12 protein-coding genes are annotated in these 17,707 nt (G+C 63.1%); 5 read left to right on the top strand and 7 right to left on the bottom strand.

Annotated elements, in window-relative coordinates; genetic code table 11:
- Positions 1 to 158 precede the first annotated feature (158 nt).
- Together mnxG and EIY72_RS07745 are read right to left on the bottom strand one after the other, a co-directional pair.
- Complete coding sequence (mnxG, locus tag EIY72_RS07750; protein WP_093218457.1) at positions 159 to 5,972, bottom strand: manganese-oxidizing multicopper oxidase MnxG; 5,814 nt, start codon at positions 5,970 to 5,972, stop codon at positions 159 to 161.
- A gap of 204 nt (positions 5,973 to 6,176) precedes the next feature.
- The gene (locus tag EIY72_RS07745; protein WP_093218456.1) at positions 6,177 to 6,785 is read right to left on the bottom strand and encodes a lytic transglycosylase domain-containing protein; all 609 of its coding nucleotides are present in this window, start codon (positions 6,783 to 6,785) and stop codon (positions 6,177 to 6,179) included.
- A gap of 195 nt (positions 6,786 to 6,980) precedes the next feature.
- On the opposite strand from EIY72_RS07745, the gene gspG reads away from it, so the two are divergent.
- The 3 genes from gspG to EIY72_RS30085 all read left to right on the top strand — a co-directional run bounded on the left by gspG (position 6,981) and on the right by EIY72_RS30085 (position 9,470).
- Positions 6,981 to 7,415, top strand: coding sequence for a type II secretion system major pseudopilin GspG (gene gspG / locus EIY72_RS07740; RefSeq protein WP_093218455.1), 435 nt, complete (start codon positions 6,981 to 6,983; stop codon positions 7,413 to 7,415).
- Positions 7,416 to 7,429: 14 nt separating this feature from the next.
- On the top strand, positions 7,430 to 8,617 hold the full coding sequence (locus EIY72_RS07735) for a type II secretion system F family protein (RefSeq protein WP_093230405.1): 1,188 nt from the start codon (positions 7,430 to 7,432) through the stop codon (positions 8,615 to 8,617).
- A 148-nt stretch (positions 8,618 to 8,765) separates the two neighbouring features.
- A complete protein-coding gene (locus tag EIY72_RS30085; RefSeq protein ID WP_231985547.1) occupies positions 8,766 to 9,470 on the top strand; it encodes a hypothetical protein in 705 nt (234 codons plus the stop codon).
- 152 nt (positions 9,471 to 9,622) lie between these two features.
- On the opposite strand, the gene EIY72_RS07720 is transcribed toward EIY72_RS30085, so the two are convergent.
- Complete coding sequence (locus tag EIY72_RS07720; protein WP_093218441.1) at positions 9,623 to 10,519, bottom strand: LysR family transcriptional regulator; 897 nt, start codon at positions 10,517 to 10,519, stop codon at positions 9,623 to 9,625.
- Positions 10,520 to 10,677: 158 nt separating this feature from the next.
- On the opposite strand from EIY72_RS07720, the gene EIY72_RS07715 reads away from it, so the two are divergent.
- Complete coding sequence (locus EIY72_RS07715; protein ID WP_093218440.1) at positions 10,678 to 11,697, top strand: alpha/beta hydrolase; 1,020 nt, start codon at positions 10,678 to 10,680, stop codon at positions 11,695 to 11,697.
- Between the two features lie 72 nt (positions 11,698 to 11,769).
- On the top strand, positions 11,770 to 13,197 hold the full coding sequence (locus EIY72_RS07710; protein WP_093218437.1) for a mechanosensitive ion channel family protein: 1,428 nt from the start codon (positions 11,770 to 11,772) through the stop codon (positions 13,195 to 13,197).
- A 124-nt stretch (positions 13,198 to 13,321) separates the two neighbouring features.
- Here the strand turns inward: EIY72_RS07710 and ycaC are convergent, their stop codons facing one another.
- The 4 genes from ycaC to EIY72_RS07690 all read right to left on the bottom strand — a co-directional run bounded on the left by ycaC (position 13,322) and on the right by EIY72_RS07690 (position 16,873).
- A complete protein-coding gene (ycaC, locus tag EIY72_RS07705; protein ID WP_093218435.1) occupies positions 13,322 to 13,948 on the bottom strand; it encodes an isochorismate family cysteine hydrolase YcaC in 627 nt (208 codons plus the stop codon).
- Between the two features lie 69 nt (positions 13,949 to 14,017).
- On the bottom strand, positions 14,018 to 15,856 hold the full coding sequence (locus EIY72_RS07700; RefSeq protein ID WP_093218432.1) for an amidohydrolase: 1,839 nt from the start codon (positions 15,854 to 15,856) through the stop codon (positions 14,018 to 14,020).
- Positions 15,856 to 16,464 carry an antibiotic biosynthesis monooxygenase gene (locus EIY72_RS07695; RefSeq protein WP_093218430.1) on the bottom strand — a complete coding sequence of 203 codons (609 nt, stop codon included), beginning with the start codon at positions 16,462 to 16,464 and terminating at the stop codon, positions 15,856 to 15,858. Before EIY72_RS07695 ends, EIY72_RS07700 begins: the two co-directional genes overlap by 1 nt.
- Positions 16,457 to 16,873 (bottom strand): DoxX family protein, encoded by a 417-nt coding sequence (locus EIY72_RS07690; RefSeq protein WP_093218427.1) that lies wholly within the window; start codon positions 16,871 to 16,873, stop codon positions 16,457 to 16,459. Before EIY72_RS07690 ends, EIY72_RS07695 begins: the two co-directional genes overlap by 8 nt.
- Between the last annotated feature and the right edge of the window lie 834 nt (positions 16,874 to 17,707).

Genomic DNA, 17,707 nt, shown 5'->3' with positions numbered 1-17,707 from the left:
TCTCCCCTTGCAGAACTGTTCCAGCCTCAAGCGCATCCCTTGTGGGAGCGAGCTTGCTCGCGATGGCGTCATCCGCCGCACCACGCAAAACCGCGGTGTATTCATCGCGAGCAAGCTCGCTCCCACAGGAGGGCCATGCCCTCCTCATTCATCTACCGCTAAGGCGCCGGTGCCGGCTCCGGTTCATTGGTCACCCGCAACAACCCCCACAACCCGGCGGCATTGCCGAACGATGCGTTGTCGCGGAACAGGTAGTCCCCGGCGATCGCATTGGCGCCACCGGCGCTCGGGTGCATGGCGCTGAAGTGCGCCGCCGGCAGCACGCTCTCGCGGGCACCGATGTACATCGACATCGGGTTCAGGCCGAAGCGTACGGAGCCCACCCCCGGCGCCCCCATCGGGTAGCCGTCGACGTCGTTCTTCTCCGCCAGGAACGGGTTGACCGACCAGACGTGACCGTCGAGCTGGAAGGTCGCGCCGCGACTGCCGCCGGTGGGCATCAGCACGTGGGTGCGGAACGGTTGCCCCGGCTTGACGTAGAACACCGGCGTCTGCGGATCGCCACCGACCAGCGCATTGCTGTAGGCCATGTGCGCGTTAGGCACGTCACCGTAGCCGGCACCGTCGGCGCGACCGAACGGCGCGTCCGGGGCGAGGCCGAAGCGATACCACAGTGGCTCGGTCTTGTAGTTGATGGCCATGCCGGCGTTGTCCTTCGGATCGTTCGGCACCCCCAGGCCTTCGGACGCGATGCCTTCCACCGGCCGACCATTGGCCCAGCGCAGGTTCAAGGCGCGTTGCCAGACCATCGCGAAGTCGCGATAAACCGCCTGCCCCGCTGCCGTGACCGTGGCCGACGCACGCTTGGCATCCTCAACCCAGGTGGCGCCGACCGGCAGGACGCTCATCGCACCGCCGAGGCCTTTTTGCGGCTGCTTGATCACGTCCGCCGGGGTGAAGTTCAGCCCGCCAAACTCCACCGCCGTGGCGTTGATGTTGTCGACGCTGCGGCCCAGTTGAGTGATCGGCTTGCCTTCACGCTCCAGGTGCCCGGCGTAGTACTGGTAGGTTCGCGTCGGGTAGGCGCCGCTGTTGCCGACTCGCGGTGGCACGGTCTGGATCGGGTTGGCACCGACGTTGGTGCCGTCGGACTTGGTGATGTCATAGGCCAGCAACTGCGCATGCAGTCCCACATGGCTGGACGGCCGCAGCAGGTTGTTGTTGAAGGTGGTCGAGCCGTCGCCACCGTTGCGATCACGCTTGACCAGGCCCTGCAGGATCGCGGTCTGGGCGAGGTCCGGCATCACGCTCGGCAGACGGTTTTCCAGGGTGATGTTGAGGCAGTCACCTGCCGCCGCTCGCAGTACCAGCGGCTCGACCGGCACACCGGGCTTGAGCTTGCCGGTGGTGGGATCAAGGTCGGATTTGCGCACGTAGAGGATCGCGGTCGGGTCATGGAGCGGCCCGCTCTGGCCACCGATGGTGACGGTCTCGCCGTCCTCCGGATCGGTCACGGTGACCTGTGGAATGCTCACCGTGCGCGAGTTGAACACCAGGGTGCCACCGGCCGGATTCAACGGCCCGCCGACGTGCTGGCCAAGACCGGCCGGGTCGCCGATCGACAGCCCCAGCGGATTGCTCAGGATGTCGTTGGCCAGCGCCGCCACCACCTCGTAATTGCGCTGCACGGTCGGGCGCGTACCGATGCCGTTGGGGTTGGCGCTGATCCGTGGGCAGGTGCCATCGAACGCCACGGTGTTGCGCATGCCCGCCGGTTTCGGGTTGTTCGGCAGGGCGAACAGGTCGTTGCGTTGCGCCGTGTAGTTGCGCATCACACCCCAGATACCATTCCAGTAGCCTTCGATGGAGGCGTCCATCGAGTACAGGTAATCACCGGTGGTCGCCGCGGAACTGGAGAGCATCGACACCGGAGCAATGAAGCCCATCTGCTCGGAGATCCCGACCATCTGCGACGCACGCCAGCCCGAGTTGGAGCTGTTGCCGTAGCCGGTTCCGCTTTGCAGCCACTTCACGCCGTGCAGGGTGACGTTGTGCTCCTCCTCGTGACCGCCGGCATGCACCCGCAGTCGCACGTTGTCACCGGTGTAGGTGCGCAGCATCGGCGTGAACGGGTCGCCCGGCTCCGCACCGCCACGGTTGATGTGCGGCGGGAACAGCGTGGTGCCGCCAGTGGGGCCGGTGGCCGAGGTCACCAGGTTCGGCGCCAGGTTCATTGCCGGGATGGCACGGTCGGTACGGCTCTGCATGGCGTACGAGAGGTCGCCACCGAGGCCGTCGGCCTGCATGCCACGCTTGCCGTCCGGACCGACCTTGTTCGGGTCGAACACCCTCAGGCCCAGCGGTTCGTTGCGGTAATTGACCACGAACATGCCCGGGTCATCCACCGAGATGGCCTGCGGGCAGGGTCGGCTCGGGCAGCCTGGCTTGATCCCGCCACGGGCCTCGACCACCAACTCAAGCAGCGTGCCGGCGTTGTTGCGCACCGGTGGATTGATCGCGTAGCGGAAGCTGTCGGCGGTCGCCGGGAACGCCTGCGGATTGGGAATGCCATTGGGACCGGCACCGACATAGACCCCGGCTTCATAGGCGTGCTGGAAGTCGCTGTACTCGAGGAAGAACTCACGGAAGCTGTCGTTCTTGCCGTCACCGTCCAGGTCACCGGTGGAGATCACCGCTTGCCATGAAGTCGGCCCGCCGTCCGAGCGCGCGCCGCTGTACAACGGCTCGCCGGTTTCGGCATGGAACCAGGTGGAACCGGCCGGCTCCGCCAGCACCGTGGCGTACAGACCGATCTGCTGGTGCGTCGATGGGCCGAGGTGGTCGTGGGTGAAAATGGTGCCCAGGCCTCGGTCGACACCCTTGGTGTTGATCACCGGATCGACAAACCAGCGTTGCATCGCCGTGCGCGCGCCCATCCAGTCGGCCCGGCCGTATTGGCCGAAGAACGGATGCGCCTTGGCTTGCGGACAGGCCGGCGTACCGTCACGCGGGTCAGCGCCTTCGCACTGGTTGAATTCGCGAATAGCGTGAATACGTTCAACCACGGCGCCGGGGGAAAGCACGCCGTCTTCGTAGTTCCAGCCGTTGGACGAGCCGTCCGCCGAGGTCAGGTCCCACTTGGGCAGGTGAATGTGCTGGCCGATCACATCGGTCGGCGTGCGCACTTGGTAGTCGTCCATCTCATAGGTGGCGGGCACCAGGTTGGTCTGCTGGTACTGCACGCAGTCGAAGGTGTTCATGCGCATCACCAGCGGCTCTGGCGGACGCTGCTTGCTGATCACAGGCCAAGCGTCTTCCCACAACGCGAGGATGCGCGCTTGCGGGAAGTGGTAGCCGACCTTGTTGTACACCGCGTCGAACTGGATGTTCGCCGCCTTGTAGATGCGCGGGCGATCGGCGGTGAACGCCGAAGCCCCGGTGAAGGACATGCCGTCCAGACGCTCGCCGCTGTTGAACTCACCGACACCGGCGCTGCTGGTCAGGCGTTTGGCGCGGTCATCCATGCACGGCTCGTAATAAGGCGCGCCGGCAATCGGCAAGGCACCGTTGGTGCGGAAGTTTTTCGCCACCACTTGATTGCCCGGCAACAGGGCGAAGCTGGGGTGGTCTTTCTTGGCGTGGAAGGCCATGGCCGCCTGTTCGACTTCGGTGCCCTCTTCCGGCAGGTACAGCGGTTTGGCCCGGGTCACGGACTTGGAGAAGTCCAGGGAGGTGGTCACGGTGTTGGCTTCGCCACCGGCGGAGTAACCGTCCAGCGAGTGCCGCCCCAGACCTCCATCCCAGCCGCCCGATTGAGTCGGGTCGAGGTTGGCCCAGAGGCTGTTGCCGCTGTTTTTCAGGGACGTGGCCTTGGCGGCGTCGAGCATGTCCAGTGGTGGCGTCGGTGGACGCTGGCCAACCGAGGTTTCCATGCCGCCGATCCAGAACGGATAGCCGGGGTTTTTCAGGCTGCCGTCGGCATTGCGGTTGGCTTCGCTGCGATCGACCAGCGCCAGCGAGCCGACCGCACGGGGTCCGCCCTGATGCTCGCCGTCATCGTCGCCCTCTGCCTCGTCATCGCCCCTGGCGACCAGCGCCTCGCCGACTTTCGGTACCACGGCGACTTTGCCGGGCATCGGTGCCATGGCTTTGCCGGGCAAGGGTACGACCGCTGGAATCGGCGTGCCGGCAATGATTTCACCATCGGGCAAAGCCCGCGCCCCAGCTGCCGGTTTACCACTGCGCAGCGCATAAGGTTCCTGGTGGAAACCGTCGCCGCCCTGCTGGGAAACTTCTAGTTTGGTGCCTTCCTCAAATACGTCGTGCACCCGCCACATCGCCCACATGCCCTGGGCGAAGTGCGGGTAGAAGTGGCAGTGGTAAATGGCATCGCCGGCCACGCGGTTGCGGTTGCCCGAGCCGCCGTTGGCGATTTCATAGGTATAACCGGCGCCCGGGCCGATGCCCTGGGCGTCGAGGTAGTCGGTGTTGTCATCGTTGGGGTTGTACAGCCACTGATGGCCGTGCAAATGGAAGATGTGGTGTTCGTAGCCGTTGTGGGTGTTGCGGAATTTGACGAAGTCGCCGATGTAGCTGTGGGCGACGTTGGACGGCTCCGACGGGTACAGCGCCATGGTGGCCTTGACCCCAACCTGATCGGCGCGTGGTACTTCGCCTGGGCGGATGTTTTCCAGGCCGGCGTTGGCCGGCACGTCCACCAGCATTGCCACGTCGCCGACGGTGTGCGAGCTGAGGAAGAATTCTTCATAAGCGCACGACAGGCAATCGTGCATCGGCCCCACGCCAAGACGGTTGGCGACCACCTCGGCGCCCATGCCACCGGAACCGTAGTTGATCATGAAGGAGTCGCGGGTCGGCTCCAGCACATGGCCCATGACCGGGTCTGCCCAGTAACCCGGGAAGGCCTGGGTGACGGCGGTTTCATCCTGGAACTGCGCGGCGAAATCACGGAACGGCTCCAGCCGATTGGGCAGCGCCGGGTTGCGTTTGCCCAGGGCTTCCAGCGGATAGGTCGACGGCGGGAAGCTGCCGTCAGGGTTGCTGCCCATCACGATCGCATCGCTTTCACTGGAGATGATTTCGTTGCCGTCGACCATGTTGATGATCGGCGCACCGGCCTTGCCTTCACGAATCCACGGCTCGCGTTGCGGGTAGCGCGCCTGGTAGTCGACGATGGGCTGGCCGGCGGGCGTGCGACCGGTGCTGGCCAGGCGCATTTCTTCTTCGGTCAGGGTATTGCGGTAGGTACGTCCACCCTTGGGTACCACCACCACTTGCGCGAACAGGCCGTTGGCGTTGTTGCCGGCACCGCCCTCGCCACCGAAGGTCGCCCCACGGCTGCTGACGTCGAACGCCCCCTCACGTTCGGCGTACAAGGTGTAGGAGCGACTGCCGCCGGGCGCGATCAGGCTGTTGCCGTTGCGCCCGGTAAAGGAGGCGATGTCATCGATGCTGTTGACCGCCTGCAGGCCATTGACCTGAAAGCCGACATGGCGGTCAGCGACCTGCTCATCGGCCTTGAAGTTCTCGGCGTTTTTACCGAATTCGACTTCGCCCTCCTCACCCTCGTTGTGGGAGCCGGAGCCGGGGTTGGCCTGATACGCCAGCAGGTTCTGCAGATTGATGGTCAGGCAGTCACCGGCAGCGACCCGCAGCACCAACGGGCGTGGACGCTTGTCCGGACGCAGCGAGACTTTACCCGGCACCGCGACGCCGCCCTGGGCCAGCGAGCGATCATGGTCATCGACTACGTCACGACGCAGGGCGAACATCATGCCGTTGACGTTCTGCGCACCCAGGCGATTGAACATCAGCGGCTGATCGAACGCCACGACGTTGGCCACCAGGTTGCGTTCACAACGTGCCGCCGCGTTGGCGATTTCGATGCCGAGCATCGAGGTCACCAACAACAGCAAATTGATCAGGGACGGAGCGTGGGTTATGCCGATCATGGTCTCGGACCTCGCTGCGGTTAACAGGGAACGGTTCTCGTCAAATCGTCCAGAGCAATCCGCATGCCACAAAAAATCATTCGATTAATCAGTAAGTTATAAGTGCGAGTTGATAAGTCGGGGGAAATTCCCCACCCAATCCCCACTTTCTCGCCGGGGCCATCATGTCCCCACTATTGGGGAAAACCGGCCCGGTAAAACCGCTCACAACGGTGCATCCGCCGACAGCCCCTGCAAGCGCCGGTACTGGTTGAGGACGCTGGGCACATAACGCTGGGTTTCGGCGAACGGCGGGACCACGTTGCCGCGGCTGAGCACCGCTTGCGGCCCGGCGTTGTAGGCCGCCACGGCGAGGCGAATATCGTTGTCGAACATCGTCATCAAGCGCTTGAGATAACGTGCTCCACCCTGGATGTTGGCCTTGGGGTCGTAGACGTTGGTCACGCCCATTTCACGGGCGGTTTCGGGCATCAGTTGCATCAGGCCGCCAGCGCCCTTGGGGGACAGCGCGCTGGGGTTGTAGGCCGATTCGGTCTTGATCACCGCGTGCAGCAACGCGGCGGGTAGTTCGTTGGCGGTGGCCGCTGCCGAGACCAGCTCGGCATAGGGTTGCGCGGCGATCATTTGCGGTTGCTGATCGAGACTCACAACCGCCGCTGCGGGCTCGCGGATGACCTTTTCATAGTGGCGGCCGGGGCGGTGGACGTTGGACAGCACATAGCCGCCCTTGGCGTCCCGGGAGACAAACACGTCAGCCTGGGCGGCACCGCTCAACACGAGCAAACCGAGCAATCCTGTGGCGATTGTTTTCATGTCTGTGCCTCCCCTGCCCGGCCCCGAAAATTGGGGCTAATGCCCCACTGACCTTTGGTAAATCAGCCATACGCAAGCACTGTGCCGTAACGGCAAAGGCCCGTAGAACGGGGGGTACAGAAGGATGACCGAGTGTGAGCATGGCAATTGCATGAGCACACCCAGCGACTCTTCTGCCGACTGTGTGAGGTCATCATGAATCAGCGTCTGTGCTGTGCCCGGCCAACCCAATCCGGGTTCACCCTGCTCGAACTGTTGGTGGTACTGGTGGTGCTGGGGCTGTTGGCCGGCATCGTGGCGCCGAAGTATTTCGCCCAGTTGGGCCGCTCGGAAGTGAAAGTGGCCAAGGCGCAAATAGAAGGTTTGAGCAAGGCGCTGGACCTGTACCGGCTGGAGGTCGGCCATTACCCGTCGACCGAACAAGGCTTGCAGGCGCTGGTCACCGCACCTGCGGACGAGCCGCGCTGGACCGGCCCTTATCTGCAGAAAAAACTGCCGCTGGACCCTTGGGGCCGCAACTACACCTATCGCTATCCCGGTGAAAACAGCGAGTACGACCTGCTGTCCCTGGGCAAGGACGGACAGCCCGGCGGCGAAGGCGAAAACGCCGAAGTCACCAACTGGAACTGACCGCCATGGCCAGCCTGCGTTTTCACATCAAAGCCGTCGGCAAGGCCGGTGTCGTCTCGATGACCGTCGAAGCACCGGGTGACAGCGAAGCCCGGCGCATTGCCGAAGACCAGGGCCTGCGCGTGGTCAGCCTGCACGCCGAGCGTCATTGGCGAGCGTTGCGCCTGCATCAGCGCGAGAGCTTCAACCTGGTGTTGTTCAGCCAGGAGCTGACCACGCTGCTCAATGCCGGGCTGCCATTGATCGATGCGCTGGAAAGCCTGGCGGAAAAGGAATCCGCGCCCCAGGCACGCAAGACCCTCAGTGAGCTGGTGCGATTGCTGTACGAGGGCAAGTCGTTTTCCCAGGCGCTGGGGCAGTTGTCGGCGGTGTTCCCGCCGCTGTATGTGGCACTGGTGCAATCGAGCGAAAAGACCGGCGCCGTGGGTGATGCCCTGGGCCGCTACGTCAGCTATCGCCAGCGCATGGACGAGGTTCGCCAAAAGATTATCAGCGCCTCGATCTACCCGATGCTGCTGTTGGTGGTGGGCGGTGGCGTGGTGCTGTTTCTGATGGGTTACGTGGTGCCGCGTTTCAGCCTGGTGTTCGAAGGGCTGGGCTCGAACCTGCCGTGGCTGTCGCAGATCCTGATGAGCAGCGGCATGTTCCTGCACGCGCACCAGGGTGAGTTCTTCGGCGGTTTGCTGGCGATCATCACCACGCTTGTCCTGCTCAAGCGTCACCCGGCCTTTCGTCGGGGACTGGATCGCCTGATCGAAAAATTGCCGGCGGTGCATCAACGCATCTTCATGTACGAACTGGCGCGCTTCTATCGGTCGCTGGGGATTCTGTTGCAGGGCGGCATTCCCCTCGTCACCGCCATGGGCATGGTGCGCAACCTGCTCACCGTGGCCTCGCGCGGACGCCTGGATCAGGCCTGCGACCGGGTGCGTGAGGGGCAATCGCTGTCGACCGCGCTGGAGCTCAATCACCTGGTCACCCCCGTGTCCCTGCGCCTGCTACGCGCAGGTGAGCAGTCCGGCAACCTGGGACAGATGATGGAGCGCAGCGCCGACTTCTACGACGAAGAAATCAGTCGCTGGATCGAGTGGTTCGTACGCTTGTTCGAGCCCCTGTTGATGACCTTCATCGGCCTGTTGATCGGGGTGATCGTGATCCTGATGTACATCCCGATTTTCGAGCTGGCCTCCAGTATTCACTGACCTTTGGCAAGGGATCTGCTGTTACGTCGCATTTTTATCCGGAATGTTTCCGAATAAACCCCGGCGCTGGCGTGTTGATGAAATGAACCTGGCAGCACGTTGCAATGTTCATCAACGTTCCAACCCGAATATGAAGACGGAGAACGACATGCACATCAACAAGCTTTTACTTGCAGTAGCTATTGGCGCAGTTTTGTCGGCGTCTACCGTTTTGATTCCGGACAGCCTGTCCGGAGTCTCCAGCGCGATGGCCAAGGACGGTAGTGGTGGCGGTGGTGGCGGCAGCGGAGGGGGTGGCGGCCACGGTGGAGGTGGCGGCGGTAGTGGCGGTGGCGGTGGCGGTGGCGGTGGAAATGGTGGCGGCCACGGTGGAGGTGGCGGCGGAAATGGTGGTGGCGGTGGAAGCGGCGGTAGTGGTGGTGGCGGCAATGGCGGTGGTGGCAACAGCGGCAGCGGCGGCAACAGCGGCAGCGGCCATAGCGGCGACCACGGCAGCAACAGCGGCCCCGGCAGTGCCAACAGCGGCTCCAGCCACACCGGCGCCGTATCGTCCTCCGGTCGCAACGGCACCCACAATGAGCCTGGAGATGATCGTGGCGTACACCGCGCTGGCGAGGTCGGCGATGACCGTGGCGTGCACCGCGCCGGCGAAGTCGGTGATGACCGTGGCGTGCATCGGGCCGGTGAAGTCGGCGATGACCGTGGCGTACATCGGGCCGGTGAAGTCGGCGATGACCGCGGCGTACATCGGGCCGGCGAAGTCGGCGATGACCGTGGCGTGCATCGGGCCGGTGAGATTGGCGACGATCGCGGCGTGCATGTCGGTGGCGAGCCGGGCGACGACAGGACCTGACAGAGCCTGACATCCTGGCAACATAAATCCCTTGTGGGAGCGAGCTTGCTCGCGAATGCATTAGTTCAGTCAATACTGATGTCGACTGACACTCCGCCTTCGCGAGCAAGCTCGCTCCCACAGGTTTTTCAGGGTTAAGACAATCTGCGTCCCTACAGGCCACCCTCTACCCGATCCAGCCGTTCGCGCAGAAACTCGACAAACGCCTGCACCGGCCGCGAGCCCTGACGGTGTTGCGGATACACCGCCGACAAGGTCAATGGCTCGGGCTGGTAATCCTCCAGCACCGGCAGCAACCGGCCATCCTTCAATGCTGCGCCGACAATGAAGGTCGGCAGGTAGGTAATCCCCAAACCGGCAATCGCCGCGTCCTTGAGCAACTCGCCGTTGTTGACCCGCATCCGTCCGGTGACATTCACCGACATTGGCTTGCCCTGCCCGGCGAAACGCCATTGCACTTGCCGGCCGTGGCCATAGGGCAAGCAGTCGTGGTTGTGCAAGTCATCGGGCTTGAGCGGCGTACCGCGCTCGGCCAGGTACGCAGGACTTGCGCAATACACCCGCTGGATCGAGGCAATGCGCCGGGCAATCAGCGTCGAATCTTCGAGCGTGCCGATACGCAGTGCCAGGTCGTAGCCTTCGCCGAGCAGGTCGACCGGGCGATCGCTCAAATCGACTTCCACCGTCACGTCCCGATAGCGCTGCAAGAACACCGGCAGTAAGCAGCCCAGATGCGCCAGCGCAAAGGACAACGGCGCACTCAAGCGGATGGTGCCGCGCGGTTCGGTGGTCTGCCCGGCGATGCCCTGCTCCACCTGCTCGACTTCGTTGAGCAAGCGCATGGCCGACTCGTAGTAACTCTGCCCCAGCGGCGTCACATCCAGGCGCCGGGTCGAGCGGTTGAGCAAGCGCACGCCCAGGCGCTCTTCGAGTTGCATCAGGCGACGGCTGACAAACTGCTTGGACAAGCCCAGTTGATCGGCCGCGGCGGTAAAGCTGCCGGAGTCCATCACCTGGCAAAAAATACGCATATCTTCGAAGGGGTTCATTGTCACATCCTGGTGGACAGTTAAACACTTTATAGCCGCTTTTTCGCCTTCCGGCACCCTATTAATCTGTGCTCACGGTGTTGCTGAAGCCTGAAATACAGAGCCGGCAGCGACCTCTACCGAAGCACTCAAATCAATCGGCTAAAAAGGATTTACCCATGAACTTCGCACAAAAAACCCTGACCGCTTCCCTCCTCGCCCTGTCCATCGGCAATGCGTTTGCCGCTGACGGTGCCGTCGCCGAACACAACACCCAGGCCTTCCTCGATGCCCTCGCCGCCGGTGGTGGCAAACCCCTCGAGCAACTGAGCCCGAAAGATGCGCGTGCGGTGCTGACCGGTGCCCAGGCGTCGGTGAAAGTGGACCTGTCCGGCGTTGAAGTCAGCGACAAGGCGATCAAGGTCGACGGGCAAACCATCAACCTCAAAGTGGTCCGCCCAGCGAAGGTCAAGGGTGAACTGCCAGTGTTCATGTTCTTCCACGGTGGTGGCTGGGTGCTCGGTGATTTCCCGACTCACCAACGCCTGATTCGTGACCTGGTGGTGGGCTCCGGTGCGGTCGCGGTGTACGTCGACTACACGCCGTCGCCGGAAGCGCACTACCCGACTGCGATCAACCAGGCCTACGCCGCAACCCGTTGGGTGGCCGAACATGGCAAGGAAATCAACGTTGACGGCAAGCGCCTGGCGGTGGCCGGTAACAGCGTCGGCGGCAACATGGCGGCGGTCGTGGCCTTGATGGCCAAGGAACAGAAAACCCCGGCCCTGCGCTTTCAATTGCTGATGTGGCCGGTCACTAATGCGCAGTTCGACACGGCGTCCTACCAGCAATTTGCCGAAGGCCATTTCCTCACACAGAACATGATGAAGTGGTTCTGGGACAACTACACCACCGATGCCGGCGAACGCGCGCAGGTACATGCCTCGCCGCTCAATGCCAGCAGCGAACAGCTCAAGGGCTTGCCGGCGGCACTGGTGCAGACTGCCGAGCTTGATGTGTTGCGCGACGAAGGCGAAGGTTATGCCCGTCACCTCGATGCGGCCGGTGTGCCGGTGACCTCGGTGCGCTACAACGGCATGATCCATGACTTCGGCCTGCTCAACCCGCTGAGCCAGATTCCCGAAGTGCAAGCGGCGATGCGCCAGGCGGCGCTGGAACTGAAGACCCATCTGAGGTAAGCGCAAAACAGGCTCGCTACACAGCGGGCCTGTTTTTTTCTGTGGGACCTCATTTCTGCGGGAGCTTTGCCCATGCCCTTCCTCCTCGATCACCTCCTGTCCCTGAGCGCGCTGCTGCTGGCCGTCGACGCCATGCTCTGGCACCTCGCGCCGTTCAAGCATCGCGTCAGCCGCGTCGGCGTGCGCCTGGCGCTGTTCCTGTCGTTCAGCGCCGTGCTCATCAATGCCGGTGTCAGTCCGTTGCAGGCGCCATTGTTTGTCGATGACCAAGTGGCACAACTGGGGGCCACCGCACTGGGCATTCTCTGGTGGCTGTATGCCGCACGGGTCCTCACCGAAGGCGTCGGCCTGATCCTGATGCGCCGCATCGGCCACAGCGGCCGGTTGTTGCAGGATGTCATCGGCGCGCTGGTGTTTCTGGCAGCCACAGTCGCAGCCGCCGGTTATGTGCTGGAACTGCCGGTCAAAGGCCTGCTGGCGACCTCCGGTGTTGTCGCCATCGTCGTCGGTCTGGCGCTGCAGAGCACCTTGAGTGACGTGTTTTCCGGGATCGTGCTCAACACCACAAAACCCTATCAGGTCGATGACTGGATCTCGATCGACGGTGTTGAAGGCAAAGTGCTGGACATCGACTGGCGCGCCACCCATTTGCTCACCAGCGCCGGCAGCACGGCCGTGGTGCCCAACTCGGTGGCGGCCAAGGCGAAAATCGTCAATCTCAGCCGTCCGGTCAACCTGCACGGTGTTTCGATCAGCATTCAGGTACCCAACCACATCCGCCCACGTCGCGTTCTGGATGCGCTGGACCGTACCCTGCAAGGCAGCAGCAGTTTGCTGCTGGACCCGGCGCCGAAAGCCGTGCTCAAGGAAGCCGGCGAGACCATGTCCGAGTACGTCGCCAGCGGGTTCATCACTGAGCTGGGCAAAAAGAGTGAGGTGCGCAATCAGCTGTTCGATCTGGCTCATCGGCATCTGGAAGCTGCCGGCATTTCCCGCCAGCCCGATGGCGTGATCGAGCCTTCAAGCCGCGCCCGAACCTTGCTCGATGAAGTGAAGGTGTTCCGTTCCCTGAGTGCCGATGAACGCGATCGCCTGGCCCAGGGCATGGTCGCACAGCAATACGCGGCCGGTGATGTGGTGCTGGACCTGGAAGAAGTGCCCGACAGCCTGTTTGTCATCGCCACAGGCGTAGTCAGCGCCACCGTGCCTGACGGCAATGGCCAGATCGAGGCAGGTCGCATGGGGCCAAGTGAAGTGATGGGCGAGCAGAGCATCCTCGCCGACACGCCGTCCCAGGCGCGCTTCACAGCCATGACTTCAAGCATCATCTATCGTCTCGACAAAAGCCTGACTCGCCACTGCATGGCACAACGCAGCGAAGTCGATCGGGCCTTGCACAAACTGCAAGCAGTGAGGCAGCAGAACAGCCGGCTGGCGTTGATGGCCAAACCGGTGCCGGTCAGGAAAGGTGGTTTTTTGGGGTGGTTACAGAGTCGCTGAAAGCCAATGCACAGCGAACCAGAAACTGTAGGAGCGAGCCTGCTCGTGATGGCATGTCAGTGACGAAATTGCCGACTGACACTCCGCCATCGCGAGCGTGCTCGCTCCTACAGGTGTGGCGGTGTTACTTGGCGGTGAACTTCATGTAGCTGTTGATCAGGTTGCGGTAGTTCGGCAGGCGTTCGGACAACAGGTTGGCCAGTCCTTCCATGTCGTTGCGCCAGTCGACTTGCAGCTCGCAAGCCACGGCGAACCAGTTGATCAGGTGGGCACCGGCCGCCGACATGCGCGCCCAGGCGGCTTGTTGCACGGTGGTGTTGAAGGTACCGGAGGCATCGGTGACCACGAACACTTCAAAGCCTTCGGCGATGGCCGACAGGGTCGGGAACGCCACGCACACGTCGGTCACGACACCGGCGATGATCAGTTGTTTGCGGCCGGTGGCTTTCACCGCCTTGACGAAGTCTTCGTTGTCCCAGGCGTTGATCTGCCCCGGACGGGCAATGAACGGCGCGTCCGGGAACTGAGCCTTGAGTTCCGGCACGATCGGACCGTTCGGACCGCTGTCGAAACTGGTGGTCAGGATGGTCGGCAACTTGAAGAACTTGGCGATGTCGCCCAGCGCCAGCACGTTGTTCTTGAATTCGTTCGGCGAGAAATCCTGCACCAGCGAAATCAGGCCGGTCTGGTGGTCGACCAGCAGGACAACCGCATCATCCTTGTTCAGACGTTTGTACGGAACGTTGCTCATGTGAAACTCCTCGTGGGGGTGAGACATTGGGTTGCGCCGACCAGAGTGGCCGGCGCTTTTCGGGATGCATCAGAACGCGAAACACGAGCAGCCAAAGGCGCCCCAGAAACCGGCAAAATCACTGACCGGCGCATTCGACAGGCGCGCCCGTTCATGGCTGTGGGAGTGCACGGCGCACGGGCCGCTGCAATGGTGAACCTGAGCCTGCATCGGGGATGTCGGACGCCAGTGGCCCGGTACCTTCACCACCGGCGACCAGTCCGGCAGCACCGGCACACTGGCCGGGCCGAGTTTTTCGAAGTCACCGGCGCCGTACACCACCTTGCCGCCAACCACGGTCAGGACCGACTCGATCCACTTGATCGCCTCTTCATCGACGCTGAAGAAGTCCGCACTGAGCGCAGCGACGTCGGCCAGTTGCCCGACCTTGATCTGGCCCTTCTTGCCCTGCTCGGACGAGAACCAGGCGCTGCCGTGGGTGAACAGCTCCAGTGCGGTCAGACGCGACAGGCCCTCGGCGTGCAGCTCCATGCCGCCAACGGTGCGGCCGCTGACCATCCAGTACAGCGAAGTCCACGGGTTGTAGCTCGACACCCGGGTGGCGTCGGTGCCCGCGCCGACCGGAATGCCCTCGGCGAGCATGCGCTTGATCGGTGGCGTGGCTTCGGCCGCTTTCGCGCCGTAGCGCTCGACGAAGTATTCGCCCTGGAACGCCATGCGGTCCTGGATCGCAATGCCCCCGCCCAACGCCCTCACCCGCTCGATGTTCTGCGGGGTGATGGTTTCGGCATGGTCGAAGAACCACGGCAGGCCGTTGAACGGAATGTCCCGGTTGACCTTCTCGAACACGTCGAGCATGCGGCTGATGGATTCGTTGTAGGTCGCGTGCAAGCGGAACGGCCAGCGTTGCTCGACGAGGTGACGCACCACCGGCTCCAGTTCGGCCTCCATGGTTTGTGGCAGGTCCGGACGCGGTTCGAGGAAGTCTTCGAAGTCCGCCGCCGAGAACACCAGCATTTCCCCGGCACCGTTGTGGCGCAGGTAGTCGTCGCCCTGGTGCAGCTTGACGCTGCCAGTCCAGTTCTTGAAGTCGGTCAGCTCTTCCTTGGGCTTCTGGGTGAACAGGTTGTAGGCGATGCGCACGGTCAGTTGCTGGTCCTTGGCCAACTGCTCGATCACCTGATAGTCGTCCGGGTAATTCTGGAAACCACCGCCGGCATCGATGGCACTGGTCAGGCCGAGGCGATTGAGTTCACGCATGAACTGGCGCGTCGAGTTGACCTGATACTCCAGCGGCAGCTTCGGCCCCTTGGCCAGGGTCGAGTAGAGGATCATCGCGTTCGGCCGCGCCACCAGCATGCCGGTCGGTTCGCCATTGGCATCGCGGACGATCTCGCCACCCGGCGGGTTCGGCGTGTCGCGGGTGTAGCCGGCCACACGCAGCGCGGCACGGTTGAGCAAAGCGCGGTCGTACAGGTGCAGGACAAACACCGGGGTGTCCGGTGCTGCCTGGTTCAGTTCGGCCAGGGTCGGCATGCGCTTCTCGGCGAACTGGAACTCGTTCCAGCCACCGACCACCCGCACCCATTGCGGCGTCGGCGTACGGTCGGCCTGATCCTTGAGCATGCGCAGGGCATCGGCCAGCGACGGCACGCCTTCCCAGCGCAGTTCGAGGTTGTAGTTCAGGCCGCCACGGATCAGGTGCAAGTGCGAGTCGTTGAGGCCGGGGATGACGCATCGGCCCTTGAGATCGATCACCTGGGTGTTGGCGCCACGCAGGGCCATGGCCTGGGCATCATCGCCCACCGCGACGAAACGACCGTCGCGGATCGCCACGGCACTGGCAAGCGGGTTTTCGCGGTCAACGGTGTGGAATTGTCCGTTGAACAGAATCAGATCGGCGTTCATCACGGTTCCTTATGCAAAGTGGAGGGAGACAGCCATGGCGCGAACAGACGCGTCGCCATGGGCATGAAGACGTACACCACCGACAGGACGATGGTCAGGGTGATCAGGAACGTGGCCACCACGTAGTTGGAGAGCACAGCGTGCAAGCGCAACAACGGCCCCCAGAGCAGCGGCACCAGCAAGGTGTGCGGCAGGATCACCAGCAGCGTCACCACCGCCTGCTTCCAGCGCGGCGGTGGCGTACCGGCCTCGGCCGGCGGGGCAAACCAGAACTCGTTGACGGGGTTGACCTCGGTCTGGTCGCCGTCCGCGAGCATGGGCGCCGCTTCGTCGACCAGCTTTTGCCGTTGCGGCGAGTCGAGCCAGCCCTGCATCGCTTCGGTGGAGCAGAACCGCAGCACGCAGGTGTAGGTGTCCAGCCCGGCATGCTTGCCGCGCACCACATCCACCCCCAGGTGCCCGACGTTCTGCCCCGCGACCTTGACGATGTTGCGCAACCAGGCCTCGTAAGGCACTTCAAAACCGGCCTTGACCCGGTGCTTGACGATCAGGGTCACCACTTCATCAGGACCCGGGTTGGCCCGCTCGAGACGGCTGGCATCAGACATAACGCAAAACTCCGGCAAAACGACCATTGAGCGCCAGCCGTCCTGGCCCGGCGATGAAAATGCTGGTGAAGATAATCAGCAACAGCCAGCCGAACTGGCCTTCGAACAATGTCCACTGCGGGTGCACGATCAACATCGCCACCCACAGCACAAACAGAATAGGCAAACATGCCAGACGCACCAGCAACCCGGCGATGATCAGCAACGGGCACAGCACCTCGGCGAAAATCGCCAGCATCAGCGTGAGGTTCGCGCCGAGGTGGAACGGGTCTTCGATGTTCTGCAGCTCGGTGCTGTAGTGCAGCAGCTTGGGCAAGCCGTGCACCCACAACAGGAACAGCCCGCCACTGACCCGCAGGAACAGCAGCCCGAGGTGTTGTGCCCATTCATTGCGTTGTGAAGCGTCCATGGCCTGCCCGTGCAATTGAAAAACCACCGGCGTGGGGATACCGGGAATGGTTTGGATAGTGACGGGATGGCGGCGGGGAAAATTGGATGTACGTGCTCTTTTTGCGGGGTGTGGTGGGGGGCTGTGGTTGAAGTGGGGTTTTTGTGGGTTTTCTCGCGATGGTTTTGTGCCTTGTGGGAGCGAGCTTGCTCGCGATGACTGCCTGGCTGGCGAGGTGGTTTTTTCAGGTGTACATATCCATTGCTGCGGTAACGGCCGCTTAGGGTTCCGCTCTTACAGCGGGTCACTTGGAAGAGCCCCAAGTAACCAAGGGCTCTTGCCCCTTTCGTTCGGTGCCTCGCCTAGGCTCGGCATGCCCTCGCTCCGGTCCTGCTCCGTGGGCCCGCCGCCATCGGCCATCCATGGCCGGGGGCGGCTAACCCGGCATCCATGCCGGGTTGCCCACTGCGCAGAACCTCCACTCGGCCTCTCGATGGGGCGAGCACCGCAACAGCGTCCGAGGCGGCCTACCGGCCGGCCTGTTTGGCAGATGTGTTCGACAGTGAGAGCTGGGTCGGCTGGTAGGCCGTCATCGTCGGAACGCCGCCCGGAGCAAGCTCGCTCCCACAGAAGAGCAAGAGCAAGAGCAAAAACATGAACCACACACACCGCCCGCTCTTCACCACTCAACAGGATGAGCGTTAGCTCGGCTGCAGCTTTTGATCTGTAGGCCCCGTCGGCAGGCTGAGTGGAGGGGTTTATCCGGGGGTGGGAGCGTAGCGACCGTGCGGCGAAGCCGCACACATCGAGAGGAGGTGCAGCGAAGCAAACCGTAGGCGATGCCCCCGGATGAAT

The organism is Pseudomonas vancouverensis, assembly GCF_004348895.1.
GTDB lineage: Bacteria > Pseudomonadota > Gammaproteobacteria > Pseudomonadales > Pseudomonadaceae > Aquipseudomonas > Aquipseudomonas vancouverensis.
Note: the sequence above shows the minus strand (reverse complement) of the source record. Positions and strands in the feature narration are given on the sequence as shown.